General features: G+C 71.2%; 24 protein-coding genes. 13 read left to right on the forward strand and 11 right to left on the reverse strand.

The genetic code is table 11. The features are described from left to right. Positions 1-246: 246 nt before the first annotated feature. From QFW96_RS00440 to QFW96_RS00475, 8 genes are all read left to right on the forward strand, one after another. Positions 247-843, forward strand: coding sequence for a hypothetical protein (locus QFW96_RS00440; protein ID WP_281453440.1), 597 nt, complete (start codon positions 247-249; stop codon positions 841-843). A 126-nt stretch (positions 844-969) separates the two neighbouring features. After that, positions 970-1761 carry a TIGR03084 family metal-binding protein gene (locus QFW96_RS00445; RefSeq protein ID WP_281453441.1) on the forward strand — a complete coding sequence of 264 codons (792 nt, stop codon included), beginning with the start codon at positions 970-972 and terminating at the stop codon, positions 1759-1761. Next, complete coding sequence (locus tag QFW96_RS00450; RefSeq protein WP_281453442.1) at positions 1758-3479, forward strand: acyclic terpene utilization AtuA family protein; 1722 nt, start codon at positions 1758-1760, stop codon at positions 3477-3479. The genes QFW96_RS00445 and QFW96_RS00450 overlap by 4 nt, the downstream gene beginning before the upstream one ends. After that, positions 3434-4624: an acyl-CoA dehydrogenase family protein gene (locus QFW96_RS00455; RefSeq protein WP_281453443.1), complete on the forward strand. Its 1191-nt coding sequence runs from the start codon at positions 3434-3436 to the stop codon at positions 4622-4624. The genes QFW96_RS00450 and QFW96_RS00455 overlap by 46 nt, the downstream gene beginning before the upstream one ends. Next, a complete protein-coding gene (locus tag QFW96_RS00460) occupies positions 4621-6219 on the forward strand; it encodes an acyl-CoA carboxylase subunit beta (protein ID WP_281453444.1) in 1599 nt (532 codons plus the stop codon). Before QFW96_RS00455 ends, QFW96_RS00460 begins: the two co-directional genes overlap by 4 nt. A gap of 11 nt (positions 6220-6230) precedes the next feature. Then, entirely contained in the window at positions 6231-8222 is a 1992-nt protein-coding gene (locus QFW96_RS00465) for an ATP-binding protein (RefSeq protein WP_281453445.1), read from the forward strand. Beyond that, positions 8219-9379: an acyl-CoA dehydrogenase family protein gene (locus QFW96_RS00470; RefSeq protein ID WP_281453446.1), complete on the forward strand. Its 1161-nt coding sequence runs from the start codon at positions 8219-8221 to the stop codon at positions 9377-9379. Before QFW96_RS00465 ends, QFW96_RS00470 begins: the two co-directional genes overlap by 4 nt. A 103-nt stretch (positions 9380-9482) precedes the next feature. Beyond that, on the forward strand, positions 9483-10085 hold the full coding sequence (locus QFW96_RS00475; RefSeq protein WP_343231348.1) for a TetR/AcrR family transcriptional regulator: 603 nt from the start codon (positions 9483-9485) through the stop codon (positions 10083-10085). A 64-nt stretch (positions 10086-10149) separates the two neighbouring features. Here QFW96_RS00475 and QFW96_RS00480 read toward each other — a convergent pair whose 3' ends face one another. From QFW96_RS00480 to QFW96_RS00490, 3 genes are all read right to left on the reverse strand, one after another. Beyond that, positions 10150-10608 carry a L,D-transpeptidase gene (locus QFW96_RS00480; protein WP_281453447.1) on the reverse strand — a complete coding sequence of 153 codons (459 nt, stop codon included), beginning with the start codon at positions 10606-10608 and terminating at the stop codon, positions 10150-10152. A gap of 160 nt (positions 10609-10768) precedes the next feature. Further along, entirely contained in the window at positions 10769-11806 is a 1038-nt protein-coding gene (locus tag QFW96_RS00485; RefSeq protein ID WP_281453448.1) for a C40 family peptidase, read from the reverse strand. Positions 11807-12044: 238 nt separating this feature from the next. Continuing rightward, complete coding sequence (locus tag QFW96_RS00490; protein ID WP_281453449.1) at positions 12045-13097, reverse strand: C40 family peptidase; 1053 nt, start codon at positions 13095-13097, stop codon at positions 12045-12047. A 587-nt stretch (positions 13098-13684) separates the two neighbouring features. Here QFW96_RS00490 and QFW96_RS00495 point away from each other — a divergent pair. After that, entirely contained in the window at positions 13685-14680 is a 996-nt protein-coding gene (locus QFW96_RS00495) for a chitinase (protein WP_281453450.1), read from the forward strand. Between the two features lie 23 nt (positions 14681-14703). Then, entirely contained in the window at positions 14704-15663 is a 960-nt protein-coding gene (locus QFW96_RS00500; RefSeq protein ID WP_281453451.1) for a chitinase, read from the forward strand. A gap of 48 nt (positions 15664-15711) precedes the next feature. Here QFW96_RS00500 and QFW96_RS00505 read toward each other — a convergent pair whose 3' ends face one another. Both QFW96_RS00505 and QFW96_RS00510 read right to left on the reverse strand, forming a co-directional pair. After that, a complete protein-coding gene (locus QFW96_RS00505) occupies positions 15712-16839 on the reverse strand; it encodes a serine hydrolase domain-containing protein (protein ID WP_281453452.1) in 1128 nt (375 codons plus the stop codon). Then, positions 16836-18149, reverse strand: coding sequence for a flavin-containing monooxygenase (locus tag QFW96_RS00510; protein WP_281453453.1), 1314 nt, complete (start codon positions 18147-18149; stop codon positions 16836-16838). Before QFW96_RS00510 ends, QFW96_RS00505 begins: the two co-directional genes overlap by 4 nt. 187 nt (positions 18150-18336) lie before the next feature. Between QFW96_RS00510 and QFW96_RS00515 the strand changes: the two genes are divergently transcribed. Then, complete coding sequence (locus QFW96_RS00515) at positions 18337-18957, forward strand: TetR/AcrR family transcriptional regulator (protein ID WP_281453454.1); 621 nt, start codon at positions 18337-18339, stop codon at positions 18955-18957. A 483-nt stretch (positions 18958-19440) separates the two neighbouring features. Beyond that, positions 19441-21048 carry a DUF4241 domain-containing protein gene (locus tag QFW96_RS00520; protein ID WP_281453455.1) on the forward strand — a complete coding sequence of 536 codons (1608 nt, stop codon included), beginning with the start codon at positions 19441-19443 and terminating at the stop codon, positions 21046-21048. 60 nt (positions 21049-21108) lie between these two features. On the opposite strand, the gene QFW96_RS00525 is transcribed toward QFW96_RS00520, so the two are convergent. From QFW96_RS00525 to QFW96_RS00535, 3 genes are all read right to left on the reverse strand, one after another. Beyond that, positions 21109-21825, reverse strand: a complete 717-nt coding sequence (locus QFW96_RS00525) for a hypothetical protein (protein WP_281453456.1) — start codon at positions 21823-21825, stop codon at positions 21109-21111. A gap of 112 nt (positions 21826-21937) precedes the next feature. After that, positions 21938-23020: a winged helix DNA-binding domain-containing protein gene (locus QFW96_RS00530; protein WP_281453457.1), complete on the reverse strand. Its 1083-nt coding sequence runs from the start codon at positions 23018-23020 to the stop codon at positions 21938-21940. 4 nt (positions 23021-23024) lie between these two features. Then, positions 23025-23594: a DinB family protein gene (locus tag QFW96_RS00535; RefSeq protein ID WP_281453458.1), complete on the reverse strand. Its 570-nt coding sequence runs from the start codon at positions 23592-23594 to the stop codon at positions 23025-23027. A gap of 62 nt (positions 23595-23656) precedes the next feature. On the opposite strand from QFW96_RS00535, the gene QFW96_RS00540 reads away from it, so the two are divergent. Continuing rightward, positions 23657-24610 carry a helix-turn-helix transcriptional regulator gene (locus tag QFW96_RS00540; RefSeq protein ID WP_281453459.1) on the forward strand — a complete coding sequence of 318 codons (954 nt, stop codon included), beginning with the start codon at positions 23657-23659 and terminating at the stop codon, positions 24608-24610. Positions 24611-24621: 11 nt separating this feature from the next. Here the strand turns inward: QFW96_RS00540 and QFW96_RS00545 are convergent, their stop codons facing one another. From QFW96_RS00545 to QFW96_RS00555, 3 genes are all read right to left on the reverse strand, one after another. Next, positions 24622-24744 (reverse strand): hypothetical protein, encoded by a 123-nt coding sequence (locus QFW96_RS00545; RefSeq protein WP_281453460.1) that lies wholly within the window; start codon positions 24742-24744, stop codon positions 24622-24624. Between the two features lie 167 nt (positions 24745-24911). Then, entirely contained in the window at positions 24912-25565 is a 654-nt protein-coding gene (locus tag QFW96_RS00550; RefSeq protein ID WP_281453461.1) for a response regulator, read from the reverse strand. Continuing rightward, positions 25562-26509: a HAMP domain-containing sensor histidine kinase gene (locus QFW96_RS00555; protein ID WP_281453462.1), complete on the reverse strand. Its 948-nt coding sequence runs from the start codon at positions 26507-26509 to the stop codon at positions 25562-25564. The genes QFW96_RS00550 and QFW96_RS00555 overlap by 4 nt, the downstream gene beginning before the upstream one ends. Positions 26510-26616: the final 107 nt, after the last annotated feature.

The raw sequence follows: 26616 nt of genomic DNA on the forward strand, positions 1-26616 counted from the left end.
GCCGAGCGGGCGGAACCAGCGCCGCACCGGCGTTTTTCGAGAACCGCGACGTCTCGTTGATCCGGCGCAGGACCGTACCAACTCGCGAAAACGCTTGCAGCGAAAAGGGTTCCGGATCAGCGATTCCGCATGGGTAGTGCGCTCGATCGTGCGATTCGGACTGCTGCACCCGAGCGATCGTGCTGCCATCTGAAACCGGAGGACGTCGACGTCCTTCATCCCCTTGAACGAAGGAGTTCCACGAAGATGCTGTCCCAGTTCACCAAGAAGTCCGCCATCACCGGTGCTGCCGCGGCCCTGGTCGCCGCCCCGCTGCTCGGCGCCCTGACCGCTCAGGCCGCTCCCTCCCCCGCGCCTGAGGACGCCAAGGCGGTGCTGTCCTGCGACCTGAGCGGAACGGCCGAGTTCGCACCTGCGCTGTCGGCGAACCCGCTCGGCGAGCAGACCCAGATGAAGGTCTCGGGCGACGCGAAGAACTGCGCCCCCGCCGGCCGCGAGGCCGCCGACGTGGAGAGCGCGACCTTCTCCGGCGACCTCGCCGGCACGATGTCGTGCACCTCGCTGCCGCGCGACGTCAACGGCGACGTCGACATCACCTGGAAGCTCAAGGACGGCAGCACCGAGACCAGCAAGGCCAACTTCGCCCTGAACATGGAGGGCGATCTCACCAACCCCGGCCAGCCGGTCACCGGCGCGTTCGAGGGCGAGACCACCGACGGCGAGTTCGCCGACGCCAAGCACAAGGGCACCGGCAAGTTCGACATGGCCTCCGCTGCGGGCGGCTGCCTCGCCGGCGGACTCTCCACGCTCGACTTCGCTGGCGAGTACGAGCTGAGCAAGTGACCTCCTGACACCGGCAGGACCCCCACGGGACGAGGGGCGGGGCAACGAGGCCCCGCCCCTCGCTCTTGCCCATAAATCAATCAAGCGTGCTTGATTTTTCTCGCGCTCGGGCTCAGGCTGGTCGGCATGGCCAACGTGGGCGCTCTGCTGGAAGACCTGTGCGCGGAAGGCGATGAGCTCGACGAGCACGTCGCCGGACTGGACGAGGCGAGGTGGGCGCTCGCCACGCCCGCCGAGGGGTGGACGATCGCGCACCAGATCGCCCACCTCGCCTGGACCGACGACGTGGCCCTGCTGTCGGCCACCGATCCCGACGGCTTCGCAGCCGTCGTCGAGAAGGCGATGCAGGACCCGTTCGGGTTCGTCGACGCCGGGGCCGCCGAGCGGGCCCGCGCGCGGCCCGCCGACCTGCTGTCCACCTGGCGGCTCGGCCGCTCCCGGCTCGCCGAGTCGCTGCGCGGAGTCGAGAACGGCCGCAAGCTCGCCTGGTTCGGACCGCCGATGGGCGTCGCCTCGATGACCACCGCGCGGCTGATGGAGACCTGGGCGCACGGCCAGGACGTCGCCGACGCCCTCGGCATCACCCGCACCCCCACCGCGCGGCTGCGCCACGTCGCGCACATCGGCGTGCGCACCCGCGACTTCGCCTACGCCACCCACGGCCAGAACCCGCCCGCCGAGGAGTTCCGCGTCGAGCTCGTCGGTCCCGGCGGCGAGGCGTGGGAGTGGGGCCCGGCCGACGCCGCGCAGCGGATCACCGGACCCGCCCTGGACTTCTGCCTGCTCGTCACCCAGCGGCGGCATCGCGACGACCTGGCGATCGAGACCGCCGGCGAGGACGCGGCGCACTGGCTGACCATCGCTCAGGCCTTCGCCGGCGCACCCGGCAAGGGCAGGGAGGCGGGCCAGCACTCATGATCGGCACCGACCCCGAGCTGCTGCGCGTCGGCAACTGCTCCGGCTTCTACGGCGACCGGTTCTCGGCCATGCGCGAGATGCTCACCGGCGGCGAGCTGGACGTGCTCACCGGCGACTACCTCGCCGAGCTGACCATGCTCATCCTCGGCCGCGACCGGCTCAAGGACCCCGATCTGGGGTACGCCAAGACGTTCCTGCGCCAGCTGGAGGACTGCCTCGGAATCGCCGCCGAGCGCGGCGTGCGGATCGTGGCCAACGCGGGCGGCGCCAACCCGGCGAGCCTGGCAGCCCGGATCCGGGAGCTCACCGCGCGGCTCGGCCTGGACGTCTCGGTCGCGCACGTCGAGGGTGACGACCTCACCGCCCGCGCAGCCGAGCTCGATCTCGGCTCTCCCCTGGTCGCCAACGCCTACCTGGGCTGCTGGGGGATCGTGGAGTGCCTGAACTCCGGCGCCGACGTGGTGGTCACCGGCCGGGTCACCGACGCCTCGGTCATCGTCGGACCCGCCGCGGCGCACTTCGGCTGGGAGCGAACGGATTTCGACGCGCTGGCCGGGGCCGTGGCGGCCGGGCACGTCATCGAGTGCGGGACGCAGGCCACCGGGGGCAACTACTCGTTCTTCACCGAGATCGCCGACCTGACACGGCCGGGCTTCCCCCTCGCCGAGCTGCGGCGCGACGGCTCCAGCGTGATCACCAAGCACCCGGGCACGGGCGGCGCGGTCACCGTCGACACCGTGACGGCGCAGCTGATGTACGAGATCCAGGACGAGCGCTACGCCGGCCCCGACGTCACCACGCGGCTGGACACCATCGACGTCTCCCAGGACGGCGAGGACCGGGTGCTGCTGCGCGGCACGCGCGGCGAGGCACCACCGCCGGAGCTGAAGGTCTCGCTGAACACCCTCGGCGGCTTCCGCAACGAGGTGGACTTCGTGCTCACCGGTCTCGACATCGAGGCCAAGGCCGAGCTCGCCCGGCGCCAGCTCGAAGCCGGGCTCACCCGGCGACCCGCCGAGCTGACCTGGACCCTGTCCCGGCTGGACCGCCCCGACGCCGACACCGAGGAGCGCGCCAGCGCCATCCTGCGCTGCGTCGCCCGCGATCCCGACCAGGACGTGGTCGGGCGCGCGTTCTCCAACGTCGCCGTCGAGATGGCCCTGGCCAGCTACCCCGGCTTCAGCCTCACCAGCGTCCCGGGCAAGGCCTCCCCCTGCGGCGTCTTCACCGCCGGGTACGTCGATCCGGCCCGGGTCCCCCACGTCGCGGTCCTCCCCGACGGAGAACGGGTCGACGTCCCTCCCGTTTCCGAGGTGGGGGAAGTTTTCATGAAAACTTCCCCCACCCCACCACCAGGACCGGAACCCGAACCACTTTCAGACGGACCCACCCGCAGGGTCCCGCTGGGGACGTTCGTCGCGGCGCGCAGCGGGGACAAGGGCGGCAACGCCAACATCGGTGTCTGGGTGCGCACCGAGCAGCAGTGGCGCTGGCTCGCGCACGCGCTCACCGTCGAGAAGGTGCGCGAGCTGCTGCCGGAGGCCGCCGAGCTGGCGATCACGCGGACCGCGCTGCCCAACCTGCGCGCGCTGAACTTCGTCGTCGAGGGAATCCTCGGCGACGGCGCGGCGTCCCAGGCCCGATTCGACCCCCAGGCCAAGGGACTCGGCGAATGGCTCCGGTCCCGGCACATCGACATCCCGGAGGCGCTGCTGTGAACCCGTGGGACACCGACGAGCGGCGGGGGTTGCGCGAGACCGCGCGGCGCTTCACCGAGAACGAGATCCTGCCGCACCAGGACGAGTGGGAGCGCGCGGGCGCGTTGCCGCGGTCGCTGCACGAGAAGGCCGGTGCGCTGGGGCTTCTCGGCGCGGCGCTGCCCACCGACGTCGGCGGGGGCGGCGGTGACCTCATCGACGCGGCCGTCATCGCCGAGGAGATGCACCACGCGGGCGTTTCCGGCGGCACCTTCGCCTCGCTGTTCACCTGCGGCATCGCCGTCCCGCACATGGCCGCCGCCGGAGACGCCGCGCAGATCGAGCGCTGGGTGAAGCCGACGCTGGCCGGCCGCAAGATCGGTTCGCTGGCCATCACCGAGCCCGGCGGCGGGTCCGACGTCGGGCACCTGCGCACCCGCGCCGACCGCGACGGCGACCACTACGTGGTCAACGGCGCCAAGACGTTCATCACCTCAGGCTGCCGCGCCGACTACGTCGTCACCGCCGTGCGCACCGGCGACGACGGCGCGGGCGGGGTGTCGCTGCTGGTCGTCGAGAAGGGTTCGCCGGGTTTCACCGTCTCCCGCAAGCTGGAGAAGATGGGCTGGCACGCCTCCGACACCGCCGAGCTGGCCTTCACCGACGTCCGCGTTCCCGCCGAGAACCTGGTGGGGCCGGAGAACTCCGGGTTCCTGCAAATCGCCCAGGCGTTCCTCAGCGAGCGCCTGTCGCTGGCGGTGCAGGCCTACGCCGGGGCCCAGCGCTGCCTGGACCTGGCCGAGCAGTGGTGCCGCGACCGGGAGACCTTCGGGCGCGCGCTGATCACCCGGCAGTCCGTGCAGAACACGCTCACCGAGATGGCCCGCAAGATCGACGTCGCCCGCGTCTACGCGCGACGGCTGGCCGAGCGGGCAGTCGCCGGTGAGCAGGACCTGACCGTCGAGGTGTGCTTCGCCAAGAACACCGCGGTGGAGGCGGGCGAATGGGTGGCGCACCAGGCGCTGCAGCTGTTCGGCGGGCTCGGCTACATGCGCGAGTCCGAGGTCGAGCGCCAGTACCGGGACATGCGCATCCTCGGCATCGGCGGCGGCACCACCGAGATCATGACCGGACTGGCGGCGAACCGATTGGGGTATCGAGCGTGACGATCGTGAAGTCCGCACTGGACACGAGTTCCGGCGACTACGCCGACGCCGCGAAGGCGATGGTCGACAAGATCGCCGAGATCGACGAGGCGCACGCCACGGCGCTGGCAGGCGGCGGCCCGTCGAAGGTCGAACGGCACCGCAACCGCGGGAAGCTCACCGCCCGGGAGCGCATCGAGCTGCTCATCGACGAGGACTCGCCGTTCCTCGAACTGTGCCCGCTGGCCGCCTGGGGCAGCGACTTCCAGGTGGGCGCCTCGGTGGTCACCGGCATCGGCGTGGTCGAAGGCGTCGAGTGCATGATCGTGGCCAACGACCCGACCGTGCGCGGCGGCACCTCCAACCCGTGGACGCTGCGCAAGTCGTTGCGCGCCAACGAGATCGCCGAGAAGAACCGGCTGCCGGTGATCTCGCTGGTGGAGTCCGGCGGCGCGGACCTGCCGACGCAGAAGGAGGTGTTCATCCCGGGCGGCGCGCTATTCCGCGACCTCACGCGGCTCTCGGCGCAGGGGATTCCCACGATCGCCCTGGTCTTCGGCAACTCCACGGCCGGGGGCGCCTACATCCCCGGCATGTCCGACCACACGGTGATGGTCAAGGAGCGCTCGAAGGTGTTCCTCGGCGGGCCGCCGCTGGTGAAGATGGCCACCGGGGAGGACGCCGACGACGAGTCGCTGGGCGGCGCCGACATGCACGCCACCACCTCCGGCCTGGCGGACCACTTCGCGGTCGACGAACCGGACGCGCTGCGGCTGGGCCGCTCCATCGTCAAACGCCTGAACTGGAGCAAGAAGGGCCCGGTCCCGCGCACCGAGGTGCGCGACCCGCGCTTCTCGCCCGAGGAGCTGCTGGGCGTGGTGCCCGCGGACCTGAAGGTGCCGTTCGACCCGCGCGAGGTGATCGCGCGCGTCGTCGACGACTCCGACTTCGACGAGTTCAAACCGCGCTACGGCTCCAGCCTGGTGACCGGGTGGGCGGAGCTGCACGGCTACCCCGTCGGCATCCTCGCCAACGCGCGCGGCGTGCTGTTCTCGGAGGAATCGCAGAAGGCCACCCAGTTCATCCAGCTGGCCAACCGCGCCGAGACGCCCCTGCTGTTCCTGCACAACACCACCGGCTACATGGTGGGTGCCGAGTACGAGCAGGGCGGCATCATCAAGCACGGCGCGATGATGATCAACGCGGTGTCCAACAGCAAGGTCCCGCACATCTCGCTGCTCATGGGCGCCTCCTACGGCGCCGGGCACTACGGCATGTGCGGGCGCGCCTACGACCCGCGGTTCCTTTTCTCCTGGCCCAGCGCGAAGTCCGCGGTGATGGGCCCGGCGCAGCTCGCCGGGGTGATCTCGATCGTCGGCCGCGCCGCCGCCGAGGCCAAGGGCCAGCCGTTCGACGAGGCCGGTGACGCCGCGATGCGGGAAGCGGTGGAGAACCAGATCGAAGCCGAGTCGCTGCCGATGTTCCTGTCCGGACGGCTCTACGACGACGGAGTCATCGACCCGCGCGACACCCGCACGGTGCTGGGGATGTGCCTGTCGGCCATCCACAACGCCCCGATCGAAGGCGCCGAGAACTTCGGCGTCTTCCGGATGTGAGGTCCCACGCGATGATCACCAACGTTCTGGTCGCCAATCGCGGTGAGATCGCCCGGCGGGTGTTCGCGACCGCCCGCCGCATGGGCCTGTCCACCACGGCCGTGTTCTCCGACCCCGACGCGGCCGCGCCGCACGTCGGCGAGGCCGACGCCGCGATCCGGCTGCCCGGCGACACCCCCGCCGAGACCTACCTGCGGGCCGAGCGGCTCGTTCAGGCAGCGCGGGCGGCCGGCGCCGACGCGGTGCACCCCGGCTACGGGTTCCTGTCCGAGAACGCCGCGTTCGCCCAAGCGGTCTCCGACGCCGGGCTGACCTGGGTGGGCCCGCCGGTCAAGGCCATCGAGTCGATGGGCTCGAAGGTCGAGGCCAAGGCCCTGATGTCCGACGCCGGGGTGCCGGTGCTCGCCGAGCTCGACCCGTCCTCGGTCACCGACGACGACCTGCCCGTGCTCATCAAGGCCTCCGCCGGGGGCGGCGGGCGCGGCATGCGGGTGGTGCGGGAACTCGCCGAGCTGCCCGAGCAGATCGACGCCGCGCGCCGCGAAGCCGAGTCCGCCTTCGGCGACCCGACGGTGTTCTGCGAGCGCTACCTGGAGACCGGCCACCACATCGAGGTGCAGGTCCTGGCCGATCGGCACGGGGCGGTGTGGGCGCTGGGCGAGCGGGAGTGCTCGATCCAGCGCAGGCACCAGAAGGTCGTCGAGGAAGCCCCGTCTCCGCTGGTGGAGCGCACACCCGGAATGCGGGAGCGGCTGTTCGAAGCGGCGCGGCTGGCGGCAGCGGCCATCGGGTACGAGGGCGCGGGCACCGTCGAGTTCCTGGCCGACGAGCAAGGCGAGTTCTTCTTCCTGGAGATGAACACCCGGCTGCAGGTGGAGCACCCGGTCACCGAGAACACCACCGGGCTCGACCTGGTGCGGATGCAGCTGCAGATCGCCGACGGCCACGCCCTGCCCGCCGAACCGCCCGCGTCCCAAGGGCATTCGATCGAGGTCCGGCTCTACGCCGAGGACCCGGCGCAGGACTGGCGCCCGCAGAGCGGCACCCTGCAACGGCTCGAGGTCCCGGGCACCGCAGCGGAGTTCGCGGTGCTGGACGCGCCGGGCGTCCGGCTGGACTCCGGTGTCGCCGACGGCGACGCGGTGAGCATCCACTACGACCCGATGCTGGCCAAGGTCATCTCCCGCGGCGACAGCCGCGAGGAGGCGGCGCGGCTGCTGGCGGCGAGCCTGTCCCGGGCGAAGATCCACGGCCTGGTCACCAACCGCGACCTGCTGGTCCGGGTGCTGCGGCACCCCGCGTTCCTGGCCGGGGACACCGACACCGCGTTCTTCGACCGGCACGGCCTGGCCGCCCTGGCCCGGCCGCTGGCCACCGACGACGCCGTCGCGCTCTCGGCGGTCGCCGCCGCGCTGGCCGCCGCGGCCGAGAACCGCCGCACCGCGCGGGCTCTCGGCGGGTTCCCGTCGGGCTGGCGGAACCTGCCATCGGTCTCGCAGACCAAGACCTACACCAGCGGCGATCGCGAGATCGAGGTGTCCTACCTCGCCAAGCGCACCGGTGCGGAGGTCGCCGACCACCCCGGGCTGGCGCTGGTGGAGGCCACCCCGACCCGCGTCGTCCTCGACGTCCCGGGCGAGCACGGGGCGCTGCGGCGGAGCTTCGACGTCGCCCGCCACGGCGAGCACGTCCACGTCGACTCCCCGCTGGGGCCGGTCGCGCTGGTGCGCACCCCGCGCTTCACCGACCCCGCCGAACGCGTCAGCGAGGGATCGCTGCTGGCGCCGATGCCCGGCAAGGTCGTCCGGCTGGCCGCCGCCCCCGGCGACCAGGTCGCCGCGGGACAGCCGCTGCTGTGGCTGGAGGCGATGAAGATGGAGCACACCGTCGCCGCGCCGACCGACGGCGTGCTCGCCGAGCTCAACGTCACCGCAGGTCAGCAGGTCGAGGTGGGAACCGTGCTGGCCGTGGTCGACGCCCCCGACACCGAGGAGAAGGCATGAGCTTCATCGAGACCGACGAGCAGAAGGAGCTGCGCGCCTCCGCCGCCAAGCTCGCCCAGCGCTACAACCACGTCGACTACGTGCTGCCCAAGGCGCGCGCGCACGAGCCGCTCACCGAGCTGTGGGACGAGGCGGGCCGGCTCGGGTTCCTCGGCGTGAACATCCCCGAGGAGTACGGCGGGGGCGGCGCGGGCATCTACGAGCTCGCGCTGGTGCAGGAGGAGCTCGCCGCGCAGGGTGCCGGGCTGCTGCTGGTCGTGGTCTCCCCCGCGATCTGCGGCACGATCATCACCAAGTACGGCACGGCCGAGCAGAAGCAGCGCTGGCTGCCGGGGCTGGCCGACGCCGGCACCACGATGGTCTTCGCCATCACCGAGCCGGACGCGGGCTCGAACTCGCACCACATCACCACCACCGCCCGCCGCGACGGCGCCGACTGGGTGCTGCAGGGCCAGAAGGTGTTCATCTCCGGCGTCGACCAGGCCGACGCGGTGCTGGTCGTGGCGCGCACCGAGGACTCCCGGACGGGCAAGCTCAAGCCCGCGCTGTTCATCGTGCCCACCGACGCGCCGAACTTCGTGGCGCAGCCGATGGAGATGGACATCATCGCCCCGGACCGGCAGTTCACGCTGTTCCTCGACGACGTGCGGCTGCCCGCGGACGCGCTGGTCGGCGAGGAGGACGCGGCGCTGATGCAGCTGTTCTCGGGCCTGAACCCGGAGCGCATCCTCGGCGCGGCGATGGCCACCGGGACGGGCCGCTACGCGCTGGACCGGGCCGTGGAGTACGCCAACCAGCGCCAGGTGTGGAAGACCCCGATCGGCGCCCACCAGGGCATCGCGCACCCGCTGGCGCAGCACAAGATCGAGGTCGAGCTCGCGAAGGTGATGATGCAGAAGGCCGCCACGCTCTACGACTCCGGGCGGGACATGGAGGCCGCCGAGGCGGCGAACATGGCCAAGTACGCCGCGGCCGAGGCCAGCATCGCCGCCCTCGACCGCGCCATCCAGACCCACGGCGGTTCGGGCCTGACCTCCGAGCACGGCCTCGCCGCGATGCTCGGCGCCGCCCGCATCGCCCGGGTCGCCCCGGTCAGCCGTGAAATGATCCTCAACTACGTCGCCCAGCACAGCCTGGGCCTGCCCAAGTCGTACTAGGGGCTGTTCGACAATTGCGGTGGAGCCGCTGCTTCAGGTGCGGGACTCGACCGGCACCGTCGAGCGGGGTGACCACAACACAGTTCTCAGGGGGATCAGCGGGATGAGGTCGCGGGAGCCCAAGCAGGACCGCAGTCGCGCGACGCGGCAGCGCTTGCTGGAGGCCACCATCGACTGCTTGGCGTCGCAGGGCTGGGACGCCACGACGGTCACGGCCGCCGCGCAGCGGGCGGGGGTGTCGCGCGGTGCCGCGCAGCACCACTTCCCGGCTCGGGAAGACCTCATCACCGCTGCCCTGGAGCACATGTTCGACGCGCGGATGGCCGAGATCCGCGCCGAAGGCACCCGGCTGCCCGACGGGCCCGGCCGCACCGAGGCCGTGGTCGCGCGGGTGGTCGACTACTTCACCGGCGACCTGTTCAAGGCCGCGCTCCAGGTCTGGACGGCGGCAGCGGCCGACCCGTCGCTGCGGGAGCGGATCGTCCCCCTGGAGGCCCGCTTCGGTCGCTCGGTCCACCAGGTGGCGATCGAGATGCTCGGCGCCGACGACCGCGACCCCACCACCCGGCGCCTCGTGCAGGCCACCCTCGACATGGCCCGCGGCCTGGGGCTGGCCGACGTCCTCACCGACGACTCGACGCGCCGCAAGAACATCGTCGCCCAATGGGCGAAGACCCTCGACGACGCCCTGCCACCGGTCGCCTGAGACGCGAAAGGGCCCGTGCCCCCGCCGGTGTCGAACGGGATCACGGGCCTGCCTCACGCCTCGGTCACGGCACGACCTGGACCTCGTCCCCGACCTGGAGCTTGTCGAAGAAGACCTCGGAGGACTTCTTCGACAGGTGGATGCAGCCCGCCGAGCGGTCGGTGAGGCTGCCCTGGTGGAACGCGACGCCGGTGTCGGTGAAGAACACCGAGTTCGGCATCGGGGCGTCGAACTCCTTGCTGTGGTGGTCCTTGTCCTTCCACGTCACGTGGAAGGTGCCCGCGGGGGTGGGGCTCTCGGGACGGCCGCCGAGCGCGGAGGCCTCGCCGTAGTAGACCTCGCCCGCGCGGATCAGCCACGCGCGGTTCTGCGACAGGCTCACGCACGCGTGCGCGGTCGCGGTGCAGGGAGTGCCGGGCACCAGCTGCGGCTCGGGCGCCGGCTCGGCGGAGGCGCTCACCGCTCCGAGCGGCAGCGCGGTGGCCGCCGCGGTCACCGACACCATCGCGATCCTGCTTAACATCCGTTCTCCCAACGTTCTCGGCCTCGGCCCGAACCCCCAGTTCACGCGGGATGGGGACCTCGAATCTGCCGTGGAGTGATCAGAGCAGCACACACTGTAGCGGAGGAGGTTTCGATCCGGTGACGAACGGCCGCAACACCACCCGAGACGCGCAGCGGGCTCAGCCCGCGACGCGGCGCACCGAGTGCACCTCGCCCATGTACTTGACCTCTTCGACCGTGACGTCCTGGCCCTCGGTGGGCGCGTGCACCATCTTGCCGTTGCCGATGTAGATGCCGTCGTGGCTGGCGGAGCTGTAGAAGAAGATGATGTCGCCGGGCTTCATCTCCGACTGCGACACCGACCGCCCCGCCGAGACCTGCGAGCGCGTGGAGCTCGGCAGGTCCACACCGGCCTGCTTGTAGGCCCACTGCACGAGGCCCGAGCAGTCGAACTCCGACGGCCCCTTGGCGCCGAAGACGTACGGCGAGCCCTGCTTGCTCAGGGCCGCGTTGACCGCCTTGATCGCCGCACCCGAGCCGGCGAGCTGGCCGACGGCGCTGGTCACGCCGGACAGCGCGTCCTTGTCCTGCTCGCTGAGCTCCTCGTACTTCTCCTTGACCTCGGCGACCTGGGCGTCCATGTCCTTCTTGCGCGCGGCGATGTCGCCTTCCAGCCGGGCCGCGTCGGCCTCGGCCCGCTCGGCTCCGGCGCGGGCCGCGTGGGCCTGCTGCTGCGCGCTCTCGGCGCGGCGGGTGGCGTCGGCGAAGGCGTGCACGGCCTCGTTGTTGTGCTGGGCCATCAGGTCGAGCGCGGCTGCCCGGTCCAGGAACGCGTCCGGGGTCTCGCTCTCCAGGATGGCGCCGATGGAGTTCATCCGCGCCCCCTTGTAGGAGGCCTCGCTGAGCCGGTCGACCTGGCCGCGCAGCTGCTCCTCCTGCGCGTGCGCCCCCGCGGCGACCTTGTCGGCCTGCTGCGCCTCGGCGTTGAACCGGTCGAGGTCGCGGCGCTTGGCCGCGTGATCGTCCTGCGCCTTCTTGTAGTCCTCGGTGAGGACCTCCGCCTGGCGGGACAGCTCGCGCAGCTTCTGCGCGGCCTGCGACGCCTCGCCGGACTGGGGCTCGGCCACCGCCGCCGGGGCACCTCCGAGCATCGCGGTGGAGACGGCAGCGACCGCCAGCAGCGCGGTGCGCTTGGGGACGTGGTGCGGGTTCGGCATGGGGCCGTTCACTCCTTCGAGCGGGGTTGCGGCAGTGGGCGGTCACCCTAGATCCCCGCTCAACCGGAAGCCCGAACCGGCCACATCCCCCCGACGAACCCGTGCGCTGCGAGAACGACCCCGAACGAGCCAAGTGGACGAGGCCCTTCCGGCCGTCCACCGATCGTGATCCTTCGCACCGCCCGATCCGGCTAACACCGGGCGGAGCTGCGACGACGTGCCCTCGACGGACCCGCGATCAGCCCGCGACGCGACGGACGCTGTGCACCTCGCCCATGTACTTGACCTGCTCGACCATGACGTCCTGGCCCTCGGTGGGCGCGTGCACCATCTTGCCGTTGCCGATGTAGATGCCGACGTGGCTGGCCGAGGAGTAGAAGAAGATGAGGTCGCCGGGCTTCATCTGCGACTGCGACACCTTCGTCCCGACGGACACCTGCGACTGCGTCGAGGCGGGCAGGGACACCCCCGCCTGCTTGTAGGCCCACTGCACCAGACCGGAGCAGTCGAACGAGCTGGGCCCCTTGGCGCCGAAGACGTACGGCGAGCCCTGCTTGCTCAGCGCCGCGTTGACCGCCTTGATCGCCACGCCGGACCCGAGCAGCGCGCCGACCTTGCTCTTCACGCCGGACAGCGCGTCCTTGTCGGAGTCGCTGAGCTCCTCGTAGGTCTCCTTGACCTTGGAGACCTGGGCGTCCATGTCCTTCTTGCGCGCGGCGATGTCGCCTTCCAGCCGGGCCGCGTCGGCCTCCGCCCGCTCGGCTCCGGCGCGGGCCGCGTGGGCCTGCTGCTGCGCGCTCTCGGCGCGGTGCGTGGCGTCCGAGAAGGCGTGCACCGACCGGCTGTTGTGCTGCGACATGAGGTCCAGCGTCGAAGCGCGGTCCAGGAACGCGTCCGGGCTCTCGGCGTTGAGGATCGCCGCGATGGAGTTCATCCGGGAGCCCTTGTAGGAGGCCCTGCTGAGCCGGTCGACCTGGCCGCGCAGCTGCTCCTCCTGCGCCCGGGCCCCGGCGGCGACCTGGTCGGCCTGCTGCGCTTCGGCGTTGAACCGGTCGAGGTCGCGGCGCTTGGCCTCGTGGTCGTCCTGCGCCTTCTTGTACTGCTCGGTGACCTCCTCGGCCTGCCGCGACAGGTCCCGCAGCTTCTGGGCCGCTTCGGAGGCCGACCCCGCCTGGTCGGGCTGGGCGCCGGCCGGGGCGGCACCCAGCAGGGTCGACAGCGTCACGGTCGACAGCGCGGCGGCGGCCACCAGCGCCGTGCGCTTCGGCGTGTGCTTGGCGTAGTGCGTCATGGCCTCGTTCACTCCTCCTGCAGACCGCGAGGTGACGGCACCGTAGAACGCGGCCGCAGCGCGGGAGAAAGCGGACAACGACGCTGAAACAGGTTGGCAGCGGCGAAACCCGGCGTCGAATCCGGCCGAGAACGGGCATTTCCGCGCGGCTTTCGGACTCCTCCGGGAACGTGATCTTCGGCACCGTCCGGTTCGGCTAACGCCGGGCGCCCGCGCGACGACTTCGCGGGGAAGGGCCTTTCGACGTCGCCCCAACCGGGAAGAACCGACTTCGACTGGGATTTTGCCACTTTCTCGAGAATGCGATCCCGACCGGTCCGGCAATGGTGCGAATTCGCGATCCAAATTGCGATGACCAGCCGAATCGCCTCTTCCCGCAGCCGGTTTCGGCGCCCCTACCTCGACGATCTCCGTTTCGGAGTTTCGCCAATCTGGTCTAGACCCGTTGACACGGCACAGGCCGGACCATACGTTCTGCCGCGCTATCGCAAATTCCACCCGACCGTTCTCCGGGGCCGAGCGCGCCGCGTTCCGGATCGATTCACGACCCGAAGCCGCACGCCGGGTCGTCCTGAGGGGAGACCCCTGTGACGAGGAAACCGATCCGATGGGCCGCGCTCGCGGCCGGTCTGCTGATGCTGCCGATCGCGGGCGCCCTGACCGCGCAGGCCGCGCCGGGCGAGCTCAAGGCGGCCCCCTACTACATGCCGCTGGACAACAACCCGCAGGACATCGCCGAGGCGATCGAGTCCAGCGGGCAGAAGGACTACATCTTCGCCTTCGCCCTGGCACCGTCCACCGACTCCTGCACGCCCACCTGGGACGGCAAGCCCGGCCAGGAGGTCGCCACCGACACCGCCGTGAAGGCCAAGGCCGACGCGGTGCGCGCCGCGGGCGGCAACCTGTCGGTGTCCTTCGGCGGCTACAACGGCATCGAGCTGGCCACCGCCTGCGCCGACGCCCCCGCGCTCGCCGACGCCTACCAGCAGGTGATCGACAAGTACGAGCTGAACCACATCGACCTCGACATCGAGGGCGACGACCTCGGCGACGTGCCCAACGAGACCAAGCGCTTCGAGGCCATCAAGATCCTCAAGGAGCGCAACCCCGACCTGCACGTCACCCTCACGCTGCCGATGACCACCGTCGGCCTCAACGAGGCCGGCAAGGCCGAGATCCAGCGCGCCAAGGACATGGGTGCCGAGATCGACCTATTCAAGATCATGGACTTCGACTACGGCGGGCCCGGCCAGGACATGGCCAACAGCGCCATCTCCGTCGCCGAGGCCTTCCACCAGCAGCTGCGCCAGATCCACCCCGAGTTCGACGACGCCGCGGCCTACGCGCGCACCGGCCTGATCCTCATGAACGGCCACACCGACCAGCCGTCCGAGCTGTTCACCCCGGACACCTTCCGCGCACTGCTGGACTACGCCCAGCAGAAGCAGATCGGCCGCCTCTCCTACTGGGCGCTCAACCGCGACCGCGTCTGCACCGAACCCGGCGGCTGGGCCGACGGCAAGTGCAGCAGCGTCGAGCAGCAGCCCTACGAGTTCACCAAGATCATCGCCGAGTTCCAGTGACGCCCCGGAGGATCACCATGCGAATGTCCCGGAAGATCGTGACCGCCCTGGTCGCCGGTTCGATGCTGCCGCTGGCCGCGGGTTCCGCCCTCGCCCAGGAAGCCCCGGCCCCCGCCGAGATCAAGACCGCGCCCTACATCGACGTGATGCAGGAGAAGCCCACCCTCGCCGAGGTCGCCGAGGCCACCGGGCAGCAGCACTTCACGCTGGCCTTCGTCCTCGGCAGCGCCGCGGGCTGCACCCCGATGTGGGGCGGCGAGCGGCCCGTCGACGACCCGGCCATCAAGGGCCAGATCGACGAGCTGCGGGCGCAGGGCGGCGACGTCATCGTCGCCACCGGCGGCGCGATGGGCCCCTACCTGGAGAGCGTCTGCGGCAGCGCGGACGAGCTGCTCAACGCCTACAAGGCGATCCTCGACGCGACCGGCGCCAACCACCTCGACGTCGACGTCGAGGCCAACATCCCGCAGGACCTCGTCAACGAGGCGCTGGCCAAGCTGCAGGCCGAGCGCGGCACCAAGGTCAGCTACACGCTGCGCGTGCAGGCCGACGAAACCGGCCTGGACCCCTACTCGGTGCAGGTGCTGCAGAGCGCCGCCGCGCACGGCGTCGACGTCCTGGTCAACCCGATGACCATGGAGTTCGGTTCCCAGAAGCCGTGGGGCGACGCGGTGATCGCCGCCGCCGAGAGCACCCTGCGCCAGATGAAGGAGATCTGGCCGGACCTCAGCGACGCCGATCTCAAGGCGCGGCTGGGCGTGACGCCGATGATCGGCCGCAACTTCAACGGCAACATCTTCACCCAGGACCACGCGCGTCAGCTGCTGGACTGGGCCAACACCAACAAGATCGGCCTGCTGTCCTTCTGGTCGGCCGGCCGCGACAACGGTGACTGCCCGGGCGGCGCGGTGTCCCCGACCTGCAGCAGCATCGAGCAGCAGCCCTTCGAGTTCACCACGATCTTCAAGGGCTTCGGCGCCTGATGCCGACCGCGATGCCGGCGTTCCCGCTCGGGAGCGCCGGCATCGCGCTCAGGACCCCAGGCACTCGTAGGTCGCGCGCACGTAGTCGCGGGTCTTGGCCGCTCCGACGAGTTCGGCCGCCATCTTGTTCATCGCGTACGCCAGGGTCGTCCGGCGGTCGAGGTCGTTGACCACCACGGCGCCACCGTGCCCGACCCACCAGCAGATCCGCCCGGACGGCGTGGGCATCAGGTTCGGCGTCGGCAGCGCGTAACCCATCCCGAACGGGATGCGGTGCCCCAGAACCCGGTCGCGGGAATCGGACTGGACCTCGAAGATCCGCTCGATGACCTGCGGCGACAGGTAACGCCTGCCCCCGATCTCGCCACCGTGCGAGATCGGCGACTGCATCCGGGCCACCGAGCGCGCGTTGCCCTGGCCGTTGAACCCGCCTAGCTCGGCGCCCAGGAACTCCCGCGTGGTCGTCACCTTCATCGACAGCACCGGGTTGAGCAGCGCCCGCTGCCCGAACTCCCCCAGCTCCGGCGCGTGCGGCGGCGACTTGAGCCGCGCGACCCGGGCGTCCACCGATTCCGGTGCGCCGAGCCAGTAATCGGCCTCCAGCGGCTCGGCGAAGCGGGTGCGCAGCAGCTCCCCGGCGGTGCTCCCGGTGGCCCGCAGCACGAGTTCGCCGAGCAGGTGGCCGTGGCTGATCGCCTGGTAGCCGGACCCGTCCCCCGGCGCGAACCACGGCTCCTGCGCGGCCAGCAGCGCGGCCGCCCGGCGCGTGTCGTAGAGGTCCTCGACGGTCATCGTCGCGTCCCAGCCCGGAAGTCCGCTGGTGTGCCCGAGAACGTGCCGGACCAGCACCCCGGACTTGCCCTTCTCGGCGAACTCCGGCCAGTAGCGCGCCACCGGCGCGTCCAGGTCCAGCTCGCCGGAATCGGCCAGCGACAGCACCACCAGCGCGAGCATCGTCTTGGTCACCGAGAACGTGTTGACCAGCGTGTCGGACTCCCACGGCACGCCCTCGGAGGCCTCCCCGGCCCACAGGTCCACGACGGTCTCGCCGTCCTGGATCACGCACAGCGAGGCGCCGCGCTCGTCGCCGTCGGCCAACCGGCGTTCCAGCAGGTCCCGCAGCGGCGCGAACCGGGGTGCGCAGTGCCCGTTCATCATCGGGGTCCCGTTCATCATCGGGCTCGCTTCCTGCCTGCGGCGATCTCGCGGTGCAGATCGCGGACGTATCGGGCGAAGTCGAGCTGGATGGTATGCCGCGGCGCGTCGTAGTACTGGCCCAGGTGCTTGCGCTCGTCCTGCGCCATGATCCGCCGCATCCGGTCCGGCTCGGGCAACCGGTACTCGCCGGTGAGGTGCGCGGCGATGAGCTTGCTCTGCTGCTCGGCGAGGTTGACGATCGTCGGCGAGGCCTGTGCGAGCCCGGCGAAGTAGAGGTTGTCGATGCCCGGCTTGAGGATGCGCTTGTACAGCGGGAACCGGTGATCGACGTCCGGCTGCAGCGCGTCGTCGTCGAAGAACGGGAAGCTCATCGCGTACCCGGTGGCGAACACGATGACGTCGGCCGCGATGCGCGTGCCGTCGGAGCACTCGACCTCGTCGCCGTCGAGCCTGCTGATCGCGGGAACGCAGGTCAAATCGCCGGACCCGGCCTTGGCGAGGAAGTCGATGCTCACCGAGGGGTGCGCGGACAGCGGCTCGTGGTCGGGTTCGGGCAGGCCGTAGTCGCTCATGGCGCCGACGTTGCTGCGAATGGCCTTGCGCGCCAGGCGGAGCGCCAGCGGTTTGGGCATCCAGGGCGGCATCATCAGCTTGTCGGCGGGCTTGCCGCCGCGGTACTTCGGCAGCACCCACACGCCCCGGCGCGCCGAGACCCACACGTGCTCGGCGATGGAGCGGTGCGAGAGCTCCGAGGCGATGTCCAGCGCCGAGTTGCCCATGCCCACCACCACGACCCGCTTGCCGCGCATGTCCACCGGCGAGAACGGGCTGCGGTAGGAGTGGCTGTGCAGGGTCGTCCCGCGGAACTCGCCCGGGTACTGCGGGGTGCGCGGGCTCCAGTGGTGCCCGTTGGCGACGACCAGCGCGTCGTACTCGCGGGTCTCCCCGCTGCTCAACCGGACTCGCCAGCGCCCGTCGGCGGTGCGCCCGGCGTGCTCCACGCGGGTGTTGAAGGTGATGGTCTCGCGCAGGCCGAAGTGCTCGACGTAGTCGCGGAAGTACCGGTGGATCAGCGTGTGGTGCGGGAAGTCCGGCCAGTCCCCGGCGGCCGGGAAGTCCTCGAACTGCAGGCGGGTGGTCGAGGTGTCGATGTGCAGGGACTCGTAGCAGGCGGACCGGCCGTTGGGGTTGTCGAAGTACCAGTTGCCGCCGACGTCGTCGGATTCCTCGAAGCAGTCGTAGCGGATCCCCGCGTCGCGCAGCCGCTTGGCGGTGGTGAAGCCGGAGCACCCGGCCCCGATGATGCAGACCACCGGATCCGAACCCATCGACAACCTCCTCGTCGCGATGCGATCGCTGATCGCGTCCCGGGTGCGGAGCGGTCCCGGGCGCGGAGCGCTTCCGATCGACCCCGCGCGGAGCGGTCCCGGAAGACCCCGGCGGCGGGGCGATCGTCGATCGACTCTGCCATTTCGCTGACGCAATGTCTAGTGAGTGGACGGTAGGGTCGGCCCGGTGACGACCCTCCGGCAGCAGCAGAAGCAGCGAACCCGCGGCGCCCTGCTGACCGCCGCCCGGCGGCTGTTCGTCGAGCGCGGCTACGCGGCGGTCACCGTCGACGACATCACCACCGAGGTCGGTTGCAGCCGCGCGACGTTCTACCTGCACTTCAGCGGGAAGCCGGACGTGCTGCGACGGATCGGCGCCGAAACGGTGCAGCAGCGCGCGGTCTCGGTCTACGCCGACCTGGACGAGGTGCTGGCCACCGGCTCGCGCGCCGAGTTCGCCGAGTGGCTGCGCCGCGCGGTGGCCTGGTTCGAGCGCAACCGGGACATCCTGCCGGTGTGGGACGAGGCGGTGGCCCTGGAGCCCTCGTTCCGGCCGATCGCGACCGAGGCGGTCGCGGAGCTGCCGGCGGCGATGCCGCGCTACCTCGAGCGGTGGGGCGAGGCCCGCTCCGAGGAGGCGCGGCTGCGAGTCGGACTCCTGGTGACCCAGCTGGAGCGGTTCTTCACCCGCTGGGCCGTGCAGGGCACGTTGGACACCGGTGACACCGATCCCGCGGTGACGTTGACCGACATCTGGTACCCGGCGTTGCTACCACCCGAGCACCACCACTCGACCGAGGTCGACTGAAAAGTCTTTCACATCAATTCGTTTCGCAGAGTGATCGCCTGGACCACCCCATCCGGCGATGCCCATTCGCTCGCGTTTTCGAATGGCGTGGGGCATCATTTAGTACATGAGTTCGAAAGCGAGCAACCCCAGGTCCGCACCCCGTCGAACGTCCACAGTGGCCGGAACGAGCACGCCGGTGATCACGACGAAGACCGCACCGCACCAGGAATCGACGATCCGCCCGTCACTCTCGCGCGGCCCACCGCCGCTGACCGCATGACACCGCACCGACCTCCGGGCCGGTCGACCGAACATGCCCGCGTGGCTTGCTGTTTGACAACTGCAGAGTGGGAAAGCGGGACCGGAGGCCCTCTGCGGTCGCCGCGCGGATCCACCGCGTCCGCGCGGCGACCGCCGGGTCCGACGGCGAGGTGCTCAGAACCGAAGGCGGCCCCCGCCACGTGTTCACAACGACCCCGACCGATCAACGGAAGAGCCCCCATGCCGATCCCCGCCCCCGACTTCGACCAGATCTTCGTCGACGGTTCCCGCCACGCGCTGTCCGACGGCGACGGCGCCACCGTCCGGCTGCACCAGGAGACCTCGCTGTGGATGCCCTCGGGCAAGGTCTGCGCCGGTGAGCCGTTCATGTTCGGCTCGGCCGAGGACGGGGCGTTCGTCCAGGACGTCCCGCCCGGCACCTACCCGGTGGTGCTGGCCGAGGCCCGGTTCGGCGAGGCCGACCAGCCGAGCTGGTACCAGGCGGTGGCCGCGATCAAGCTCCAGGTCCGCGACGAACCGACCGCGTCCTGGGAGATGGCCGTGGTCGCCGGGCAGGACCCGGCGACGCTGGACGGCGACTCGTTCTTCGGCTACCCCGTCGACGGCGGCACCGGCGGTTTCGTCGACGCGGGCAACCTCGCGCACTGCGACGACGAGGAGTACATCGACCGCGTCCTGGAATGCCTGGAGGAACGCGACTTCACCGGCGTCGGCAAGCTCACCGACGACGAGGACCGCACGATCGTCGTCGTGTGCTCCTCCGGCGGAGGCGACGGGCACTACCCGACCTGGGTCGGCCGCAACGCCGACGGTGAGATCACCTGCTTCGTCACGGACTTCTTCATCCTCACCGACGACGGCGACGAGGACGACGCGCCCGACGACGGCGGCACCGGTCCGGACGAGACCGCGCACTGCGCGCTGAACGACCCGGCGCTGAACAATGCGGCGCTGAACGCTTCGGTTCTGGGCGACTACGCACTGGCCGACTTCGCCACCGGTCACGAGATGCGCGTCGGCCAGACGCTGCGCCGCGAGTCCCTCACCTCGCCGAACGGCCGCTTCTCGCTGGTGCACCAGGACGACGGCAACGTCGTGCTCTACGACAACGAGTCGCTGCGCGCGTGGTGGGCCTCGGACACCTGCGGCGCCGACACCGCGTTCTGCGCGCTGCGCGAGACCGACGGGCTCACCCTGTTCTCCCCGCAGGGCAGGCGGATCTGGCGCAGCGGGGCGACCCGACCGGCCGCCGCGCTCGCGGTGCGCGACGACGGCGACGTCGTCATCACCGACGTCGACGGCGAGACCGTCTGGTCCACCGGGAGCGCCTCGGTCGTGCCCTCGGGCCCGGCCGCGATCGGTGACCGGATGCTGCCCGGCGAGACCCTCGGCCGCCAGTCGCTGACCTCGGAGTCCGGTCGTCACACGCTGACCCACCAGGACGACGGGAACCTGGTGCTCTACAGCAACGAAGGCCGCGGCGCGCTCTGGGCGTCCGACACCCAGTTCCGCGGGACCGGCCGCTGCAAGCTGCTGGACAGCGGCGACCTCGTCCTCTACGACCGGCGCGGCCGGATCGTGTGGTCCACCGGAACCGAGGGCAACCCGGGCGTCGCGCTCACGGTCGGCGACGACGGTGTCGAGCTGCGCAACGCCGACGACGTCGTGGTCTGGAGCGTTCACACCGCACCGGGGACGGAGTTCACCTCAGCCATCGCCGCGACGGCGGCGACACCGGTACAGCCCCTCCAGCCGTTGTCGTCGTCGCTTGCCACCGAGATGACCGCGGCGGTTCCGGCGGTGCCGATGGGTGAGGCCGATGGGTGAGGCCGTTCCGGCCGAGCGAGCCCGGAACTGACCGGACGCTCCCGCGAATCCGCCGGGTGATCAGCTCCCCGCCGTCACGGCCTGGGGCTTCCCGTCCTCCTCGTCGCCGACCTTGTCCTCCCCGCGGCGTCGGAAGAACTGGAAGCCGGGGATGCCGGCGATCGCCCGGCGGACGTCGTAGGTGACCTCCAGGAGTTCGTGGATCTCCGGGCCGACCCTGTCGAGCGTGCGCAGGATCGGCAGGATGTCGGACAGGACGTGCTCGGTGAGCTGCGGGAGCTCGTCGACCAGGCGGATCGCCGCGTCGACCTCGGAGTCGGAGAGCTCGTCGACGAACCGGTCCAGCAGCGGCGCGGCCTTCTTCGCCGTCGGCGCGTAGACCGCGAGCAGCTCGTCGGCGTCGGCGGAGGTGCGCCGCGCCTGGTCCACGGTCTTCGCCGCGTCGTCGCACACCCCGCTCGCGCGCCCGACCACCGCTTCGGCCATCGACGAGACGCGACCGGCGTCGGAGACGATCGGCGCCGCCGCGACGGCCACCGCCCGGGCGTCCTGGATCGTGTCCTGAGCGTCCGCGACGGTGCCGTTGGCGCGCTGCACCAGGTCCTCGACCTGGTCGACGACCGCGGAGATGCGGCCGACGAGCTGCTCCGCGTCACCGAGGAGCCCGAGGACGCGGGTCGGAGCGGTGGCCACGGCGGTGGCCGATTCGGTCGCCCAGCTCACGGTGGACTTCGCGAGTCCGAGGACGTCAGAGGGCGCGGGTACGCGGAACAACATGCCCTTCACTGTGCACACCGATTGATCGAATCGCCACCACATCACGGCGCGTCGCCGGTCAGCGCGGAACCGGGCCCGCCGGACGCGCCGAGGCCGAGCCCGGCGTTGAGGCCTACTCGACGCGGGCTCGGTCGCTGTTCCCGTCCGACAGGAACGACGCCAGCGCACCACCCCGTTCGAGCACCTCGGTCCGGTCGCGGCGGGAGAGCCGGTGCAACGGCGCGATGCTCACCGTCCCGTCCGCGCACCGCCAGGTTCCGGCGACGCGCCCGTCCACCAGGACGACGCGCTCGCCGGCCACCGACAACCCGCGGTGCTCGTCGTCGATGACGCGGCTGCGATCGTGGTACCCGAGGACCGCGTTGTCGAAGGCCGGCAGGAACCGCACGGGCGCGGGCACGTCCGGGTCCGGACGCGGCGCGTCGGGCAGGTCCAGCAGCTCGCGACCGCGCTCGTCCCGGAACGACACGAGTTCCTCGCGCACCGCCTTGACGGCACCGGGCAGGCCCGCCAGACCCGACCAGGCGCGGATGTCGGCGGTGGCGGCGGGGCCGAACGCCGCGAGGTAGCGACGCACGAGTTCCCGCCCGGCCTCGTCACCCGGGGACTCCGGCTCGACCTCGTGGCCCAGCCAGGTCGAGATCGGCAGGTAGCGCGCCGCTCCCCCGGTCCGCCACAGTCCGCGCGGGGGCAGCTGGGCCACCGGGATCAACGCTCCGACCAGCGTCTCCCCCAGAGCGCGAGAGCTGGTTCCGGGCCAGCGCGGGGCCACCGCCCGGCCGAGGTCGGCCATCGACTGCGGCTCGCCTCCGGCCAGTACCTCCCGGCCCGCCGCCGCGAGCTCGTCGAGGTCTACCCCCGCCAGCTCGCGGCGGTAGACCCCGAGGACCCGTTGCAGCAGCATCGCCTCGTGGCGCGTTCGCCAGGCCAGCACGTCCGGGGCGGTCAGCAGGTGGATGGTGCGGCGCATCAGGTGCGTCCGCACCACCCGCCTCTCGGTCAGCAGCTCCGAGAGCTCCGCCGGGTCGAAGGCGCGCAGCCGGGACCAGAGGCCGACGAAGGGCTCCTGCGGTTCCTGCGCCTGCAGGCCGCACAGGTGCGCGACGGCGTCGTGCGGCGCGAGTTCGGCGGGTTCGAGCAGCAGTTGCCGGGCCAGGCTCGCGCGGTTGAGCGCCCGGTCGTCGAGAACCACCACGCGCTCAGGTGGTGGTCCGGCCGTCGATCGACTCGCGGATGATGTCCGCGTGCCCCGCGTGCTGGGCGGTCTCGGAGATCACGTGCAGCAGCACCCGCCGAGCGCTGAGCACCGTGCCGGGCTCGTTCCAGGGCGCCTCCGGCACCGCGTGCTCGATCAGCAGGTCGGGCAGCGCGGTGACGACCTCCTCGGTGCGAGCGGCCACCTGCTCGTAGCGCTCCACGATCCCGTCGAGGGCGTCGCCGGGAAGCATCTGGAAGTCGTTGAGCCGATCGGTCATCCACTGCGGGTACTCCCGCGCGGTGCCGGCCTCGATGTCGGCCCAGGTGACGCCGTCGGGCAGGGAGAAGGACATGGCGGACTGGCCTTCCAGCACGAACCCCATCCACGCCTCCTCGGTGCTGGCGACGTGCTTGACGATGCCGCCCAGGCACAACCCGCTGCGGGTCGGGCGTTCGCCCAGCTGTTCGTCGGTGAGGCCGCGCACGGTGGTGAGCACCTGTTCGCGCGCGGTGGCCAGCTCGGCGAGCAGATCGCGCTTTTCGATTTCGAGTGCTTTCTCAGCAGTGGTCATAACGGCAGGATGGCACCGGTAGCGGTCAGGATGTGTCCGCTACCGGGTGCACGATGGGGTTCATGCCGACCACTTCAGCCCGGCTGCTCGCGCTGCTGTCCCTGCTCCAGGCACGACGGGACTGGCCCGGTTCGCTGCTGGCCGAACGCCTGGAGGTCAGCGATCGCACGGTGCGCCGGGACATCGACCGGTTGCGCGAGCTGGGCTATCCGATCTCGACGGTCAAGGGCCCCGACGGCGGGTACCGCCTGGAGGCGGGCAGCAACCTGCCGCCGCTGCTGTTCGACGACGAGCAGGCGGTCGCGCTGGCCATCGCGCTGCGCATCGCGACCACCGCGGGTGCGGGCATCGAGGAGGCCGCGACCCGCGCGCTGACCACGGTGCGCCAGGTGATGCCGTCCCGGCTGCGGCACCGGATCGACTCGCTGCAGGTGACCGCTGTGGAGCGCAGCACGGCGCACCGGGTCGACAGCGAGGTGCTGATGGCGCTCAGCGGCGCGGTGCACGCGCGCGAGGAACTGCGCTTCGACTACAGCGGCTCCGACGCTCCACGCCGGACGCACCCGCACCACCTGATCACCTGGGGCGGGCGCTGGTACCTGGTCGCCTGGGACCTCGACCGCGACGACTGGCGGATCTTCCGCGCCGATCGCATCACGCCGCGCACCCCGACCGGACCGCGCTTCGGTCCGCGATCACTCCCGGGCGGGGACGTGACGGCGTTCGTCCGCGGTCGATTCCAGGGCGCCGAAACCTGGCCGTGCCAAGGAACTGTCGTCCTCGACCTGCCTGCGGCCACGGTGTCGCGCTACACCTACGACGGCGTCGTCGAGGAGCTGGCGCAGAACCGGTGTCGACTCACCCTGGGCTCGTGGTCCTGGCGTTCGCTGGCCGCCGAGCTCGGCAAGTACGACGCGGAAGTGGAGGTGATCGGCCCCGCGGAGCTCAGGACCGCCTGCGCGCAACTCGCCGAGCGCTACGCGAAAGCCGCGTCAGATGAGCCGAACACGCGATGAGTGACGCTCTTTCACCCCGCGGACCGCGTCACCTTGCTTCCGCTGGGGAGACGCACGGCGGACCTGCCCGCCGCTGCGCCGAACCGGCAGGCCATCAGGAAGTAGACGGCCAGGATCTTCGGTCGCGTCGTCACGATGTCCGAACTCCTTCGGGGAGGCGAGATTTCATGCTCGGTGATATCGCATGATCACGGAACCGCCGTCCGCGCCGTGGCACTTCGGCGCGGTTTGACCCGGACGAGGGAGCGACGTTGACCAATTCGGTCCGACGCGCGCCGACCGGACGCCGGGAGGCGCGTCCTCAGGGTTCGATGAGTCCGGCCCGGATCGCGTAGCGGGTGAGCTCCAACCGGTCCTTCATGCCCAGCTTCGCCATGAGGTTGGAGCGGTGGCGCTCGACGGTCTTGATGCTGATGACGAGCAGATCGGCGATCTCCTTCGAGGAGTGCCCTTCGGCGACCAGCTTCAGGATCTCCTCCTCCCGATCGGTGATGGCCCGGTCCGGGACCGCCTCGCCCTGCCCCGCGCGGTCGAGGTAGTTGCGGATCAGCGCGGTCACGGCGCCCGGGTACAGGAACGGCTCGCCGCGCATCGCCGCGCGGCAGGCCTCCACCAGGTCGCGGTCGGCGACGGACTTCAGCACGTACCCGGAGGCGCCGGACTTGAGCGCCTCGAACAGGTACTGCTCGTTGTCGTACATCGTCAGGATCAGCACCCGCAGGTCCGGTTGCAGCCGGATCAGCTGGCGCGCCGCCTGCAGCCCGGTCAGCCGCGGCATCGCGATGTCGAGGATCGCCAGGTCCGGGTGCCGGGTCCGGGCGAGCTCGACCGCCTCGGCCCCGTCGCCGGCCTCGGCGACGACGGTGAGGTCGGGTTCGTTGTCGAGGATGAGCCGGACCCCGCGCCGGACCAGCACGTGGTCGTCGGCGAGCAGGATCCGCGTGGGGTCGGTCATCGCCCGCCCCCGTCCTGGATCGGCACGTCGAGCCGCACTTCCGTTCCGCCCTCCGGACCGGGCTCGACCGCGAGCACCGCACCGGCGAGCAGCGCGCGCTCCCGCATTCCGCGGATGCCCGCGCCCTCCGGGGCGTCACCGATGCCCACCCCGTCGTCGCGCACCCGCAGCCGCACGACGGACTGACCGACGCGGACGCTCAGGTCGATGCGGGTGGCCGCGGCGTGCCGGACGGCGTTGGTGATGCTCTCCTGCGCCACCCGGTAGATGACGAGCTCGACCTCCTCGCCGAGCTCGGGCAGCTCGCCGTCGATCCGGCAGCGCGCCACACCGCCGCCGACCTCGCCGGCCAGCGACTTGAGCGCGCTGGCCAGGCCCAGCTCCTCCAGCACCCCGGGGCGCAGCCGCCGGGCGATGCGGCGGATCTCGTCGAGGCTGTCGCGGGTGGTCTCCTGCACCTGGTGCAGAGCGGTGGCCACGGCCTCCGGCGCGTCGTCGGACACCCTCCGCATCTCCAGCAGCACCGCGGTCAGGCTCTGCCCGACCTCGTCGTGGAGCTCGCGGGCGATGCGCCGCCGTTCGGCCTCCTGCGCCGACAGGGCCCGGGCGTTGCTGGTGGCGCGCTCGATCTCCAGCCGGTCGAGCATCGCGTTGAACGCCTTGATCAGGTCCGCGATCCCGCCGTGCCCGGACACCGGCGGGCGCGAACCCGGCCGCAGCAGGTCGATGGTGGTCATCGCGCGGGTCAGCCGCCGCAGCGGCAGGAACCCGATGCGCAGGAGCAGCGCGTTGGCCACGAGCATCGCGGCCAGCCCGGCGACCAGGATCAGGCCCTCGGCGGGCAGCACGGGCGTGGACACCGTGGCCGGGCTGAGCACCAGCAGCGCGGTCGCAGCGGTGAACACTGCGGCGTTGAGCAGGAACACCCGCCAGAACAAGGACACGTCCGCACCTCCCGAATCCCCTCATTCGACCACCGGGCGCAGTTCGAACACCCATACGGGTGGTTGGGCGCGCGGAATGGGTGTCAACCCCGATGGAGAAATCCGCC

Source organism: Saccharopolyspora ipomoeae, from assembly GCF_029952525.1.
In the GTDB taxonomy this organism is placed as follows: Bacteria; Actinomycetota; Actinomycetes; order Mycobacteriales; family Pseudonocardiaceae; genus Saccharopolyspora; species Saccharopolyspora ipomoeae.

Coding starts and splice junctions, on each gene's coding strand:
- QFW96_RS00505 (WP_281453452.1), bottom strand. CDS start 16,839: ATGATGAACGGGACCCCGATGATGAACGGGCACTGCGCACCCCGGTTC.
- QFW96_RS00550 (WP_281453461.1), bottom strand. CDS start 25,565: ATGACCGACCCCACGCGGATCCTGCTCGCCGACGACCACGTGCTGGTC.
- QFW96_RS00535 (WP_281453458.1), bottom strand. CDS start 23,594: ATGACCACTGCTGAGAAAGCACTCGAAATCGAAAAGCGCGATCTGCTC.
- QFW96_RS00440 (WP_281453440.1), top strand. CDS start 247: ATGCTGTCCCAGTTCACCAAGAAGTCCGCCATCACCGGTGCTGCCGCG.
- QFW96_RS00525 (WP_281453456.1), bottom strand. CDS start 21,825: ATGTTGTTCCGCGTACCCGCGCCCTCTGACGTCCTCGGACTCGCGAAG.
- QFW96_RS00475 (WP_343231348.1), top strand. CDS start 9,483: ATGAGGTCGCGGGAGCCCAAGCAGGACCGCAGTCGCGCGACGCGGCAG.
- QFW96_RS00490 (WP_281453449.1), bottom strand. CDS start 13,097: ATGACGCACTACGCCAAGCACACGCCGAAGCGCACGGCGCTGGTGGCC.
- QFW96_RS00450 (WP_281453442.1), top strand. CDS start 1,758: ATGATCGGCACCGACCCCGAGCTGCTGCGCGTCGGCAACTGCTCCGGC.
- QFW96_RS00470 (WP_281453446.1), top strand. CDS start 8,219: ATGAGCTTCATCGAGACCGACGAGCAGAAGGAGCTGCGCGCCTCCGCC.
- QFW96_RS00465 (WP_281453445.1), top strand. CDS start 6,231: ATGATCACCAACGTTCTGGTCGCCAATCGCGGTGAGATCGCCCGGCGG.
- QFW96_RS00520 (WP_281453455.1), top strand. CDS start 19,441: ATGCCGATCCCCGCCCCCGACTTCGACCAGATCTTCGTCGACGGTTCC.
- QFW96_RS00445 (WP_281453441.1), top strand. CDS start 970: ATGGCCAACGTGGGCGCTCTGCTGGAAGACCTGTGCGCGGAAGGCGAT.
- QFW96_RS00540 (WP_281453459.1), top strand. CDS start 23,657: ATGCCGACCACTTCAGCCCGGCTGCTCGCGCTGCTGTCCCTGCTCCAG.
- QFW96_RS00455 (WP_281453443.1), top strand. CDS start 3,434: ATGGCTCCGGTCCCGGCACATCGACATCCCGGAGGCGCTGCTGTGAAC.
- QFW96_RS00500 (WP_281453451.1), top strand. CDS start 14,704: ATGTCCCGGAAGATCGTGACCGCCCTGGTCGCCGGTTCGATGCTGCCG.
- QFW96_RS00510 (WP_281453453.1), bottom strand. CDS start 18,149: ATGGGTTCGGATCCGGTGGTCTGCATCATCGGGGCCGGGTGCTCCGGC.
- QFW96_RS00485 (WP_281453448.1), bottom strand. CDS start 11,806: ATGCCGAACCCGCACCACGTCCCCAAGCGCACCGCGCTGCTGGCGGTC.
- QFW96_RS00480 (WP_281453447.1), bottom strand. CDS start 10,608: ATGTTAAGCAGGATCGCGATGGTGTCGGTGACCGCGGCGGCCACCGCG.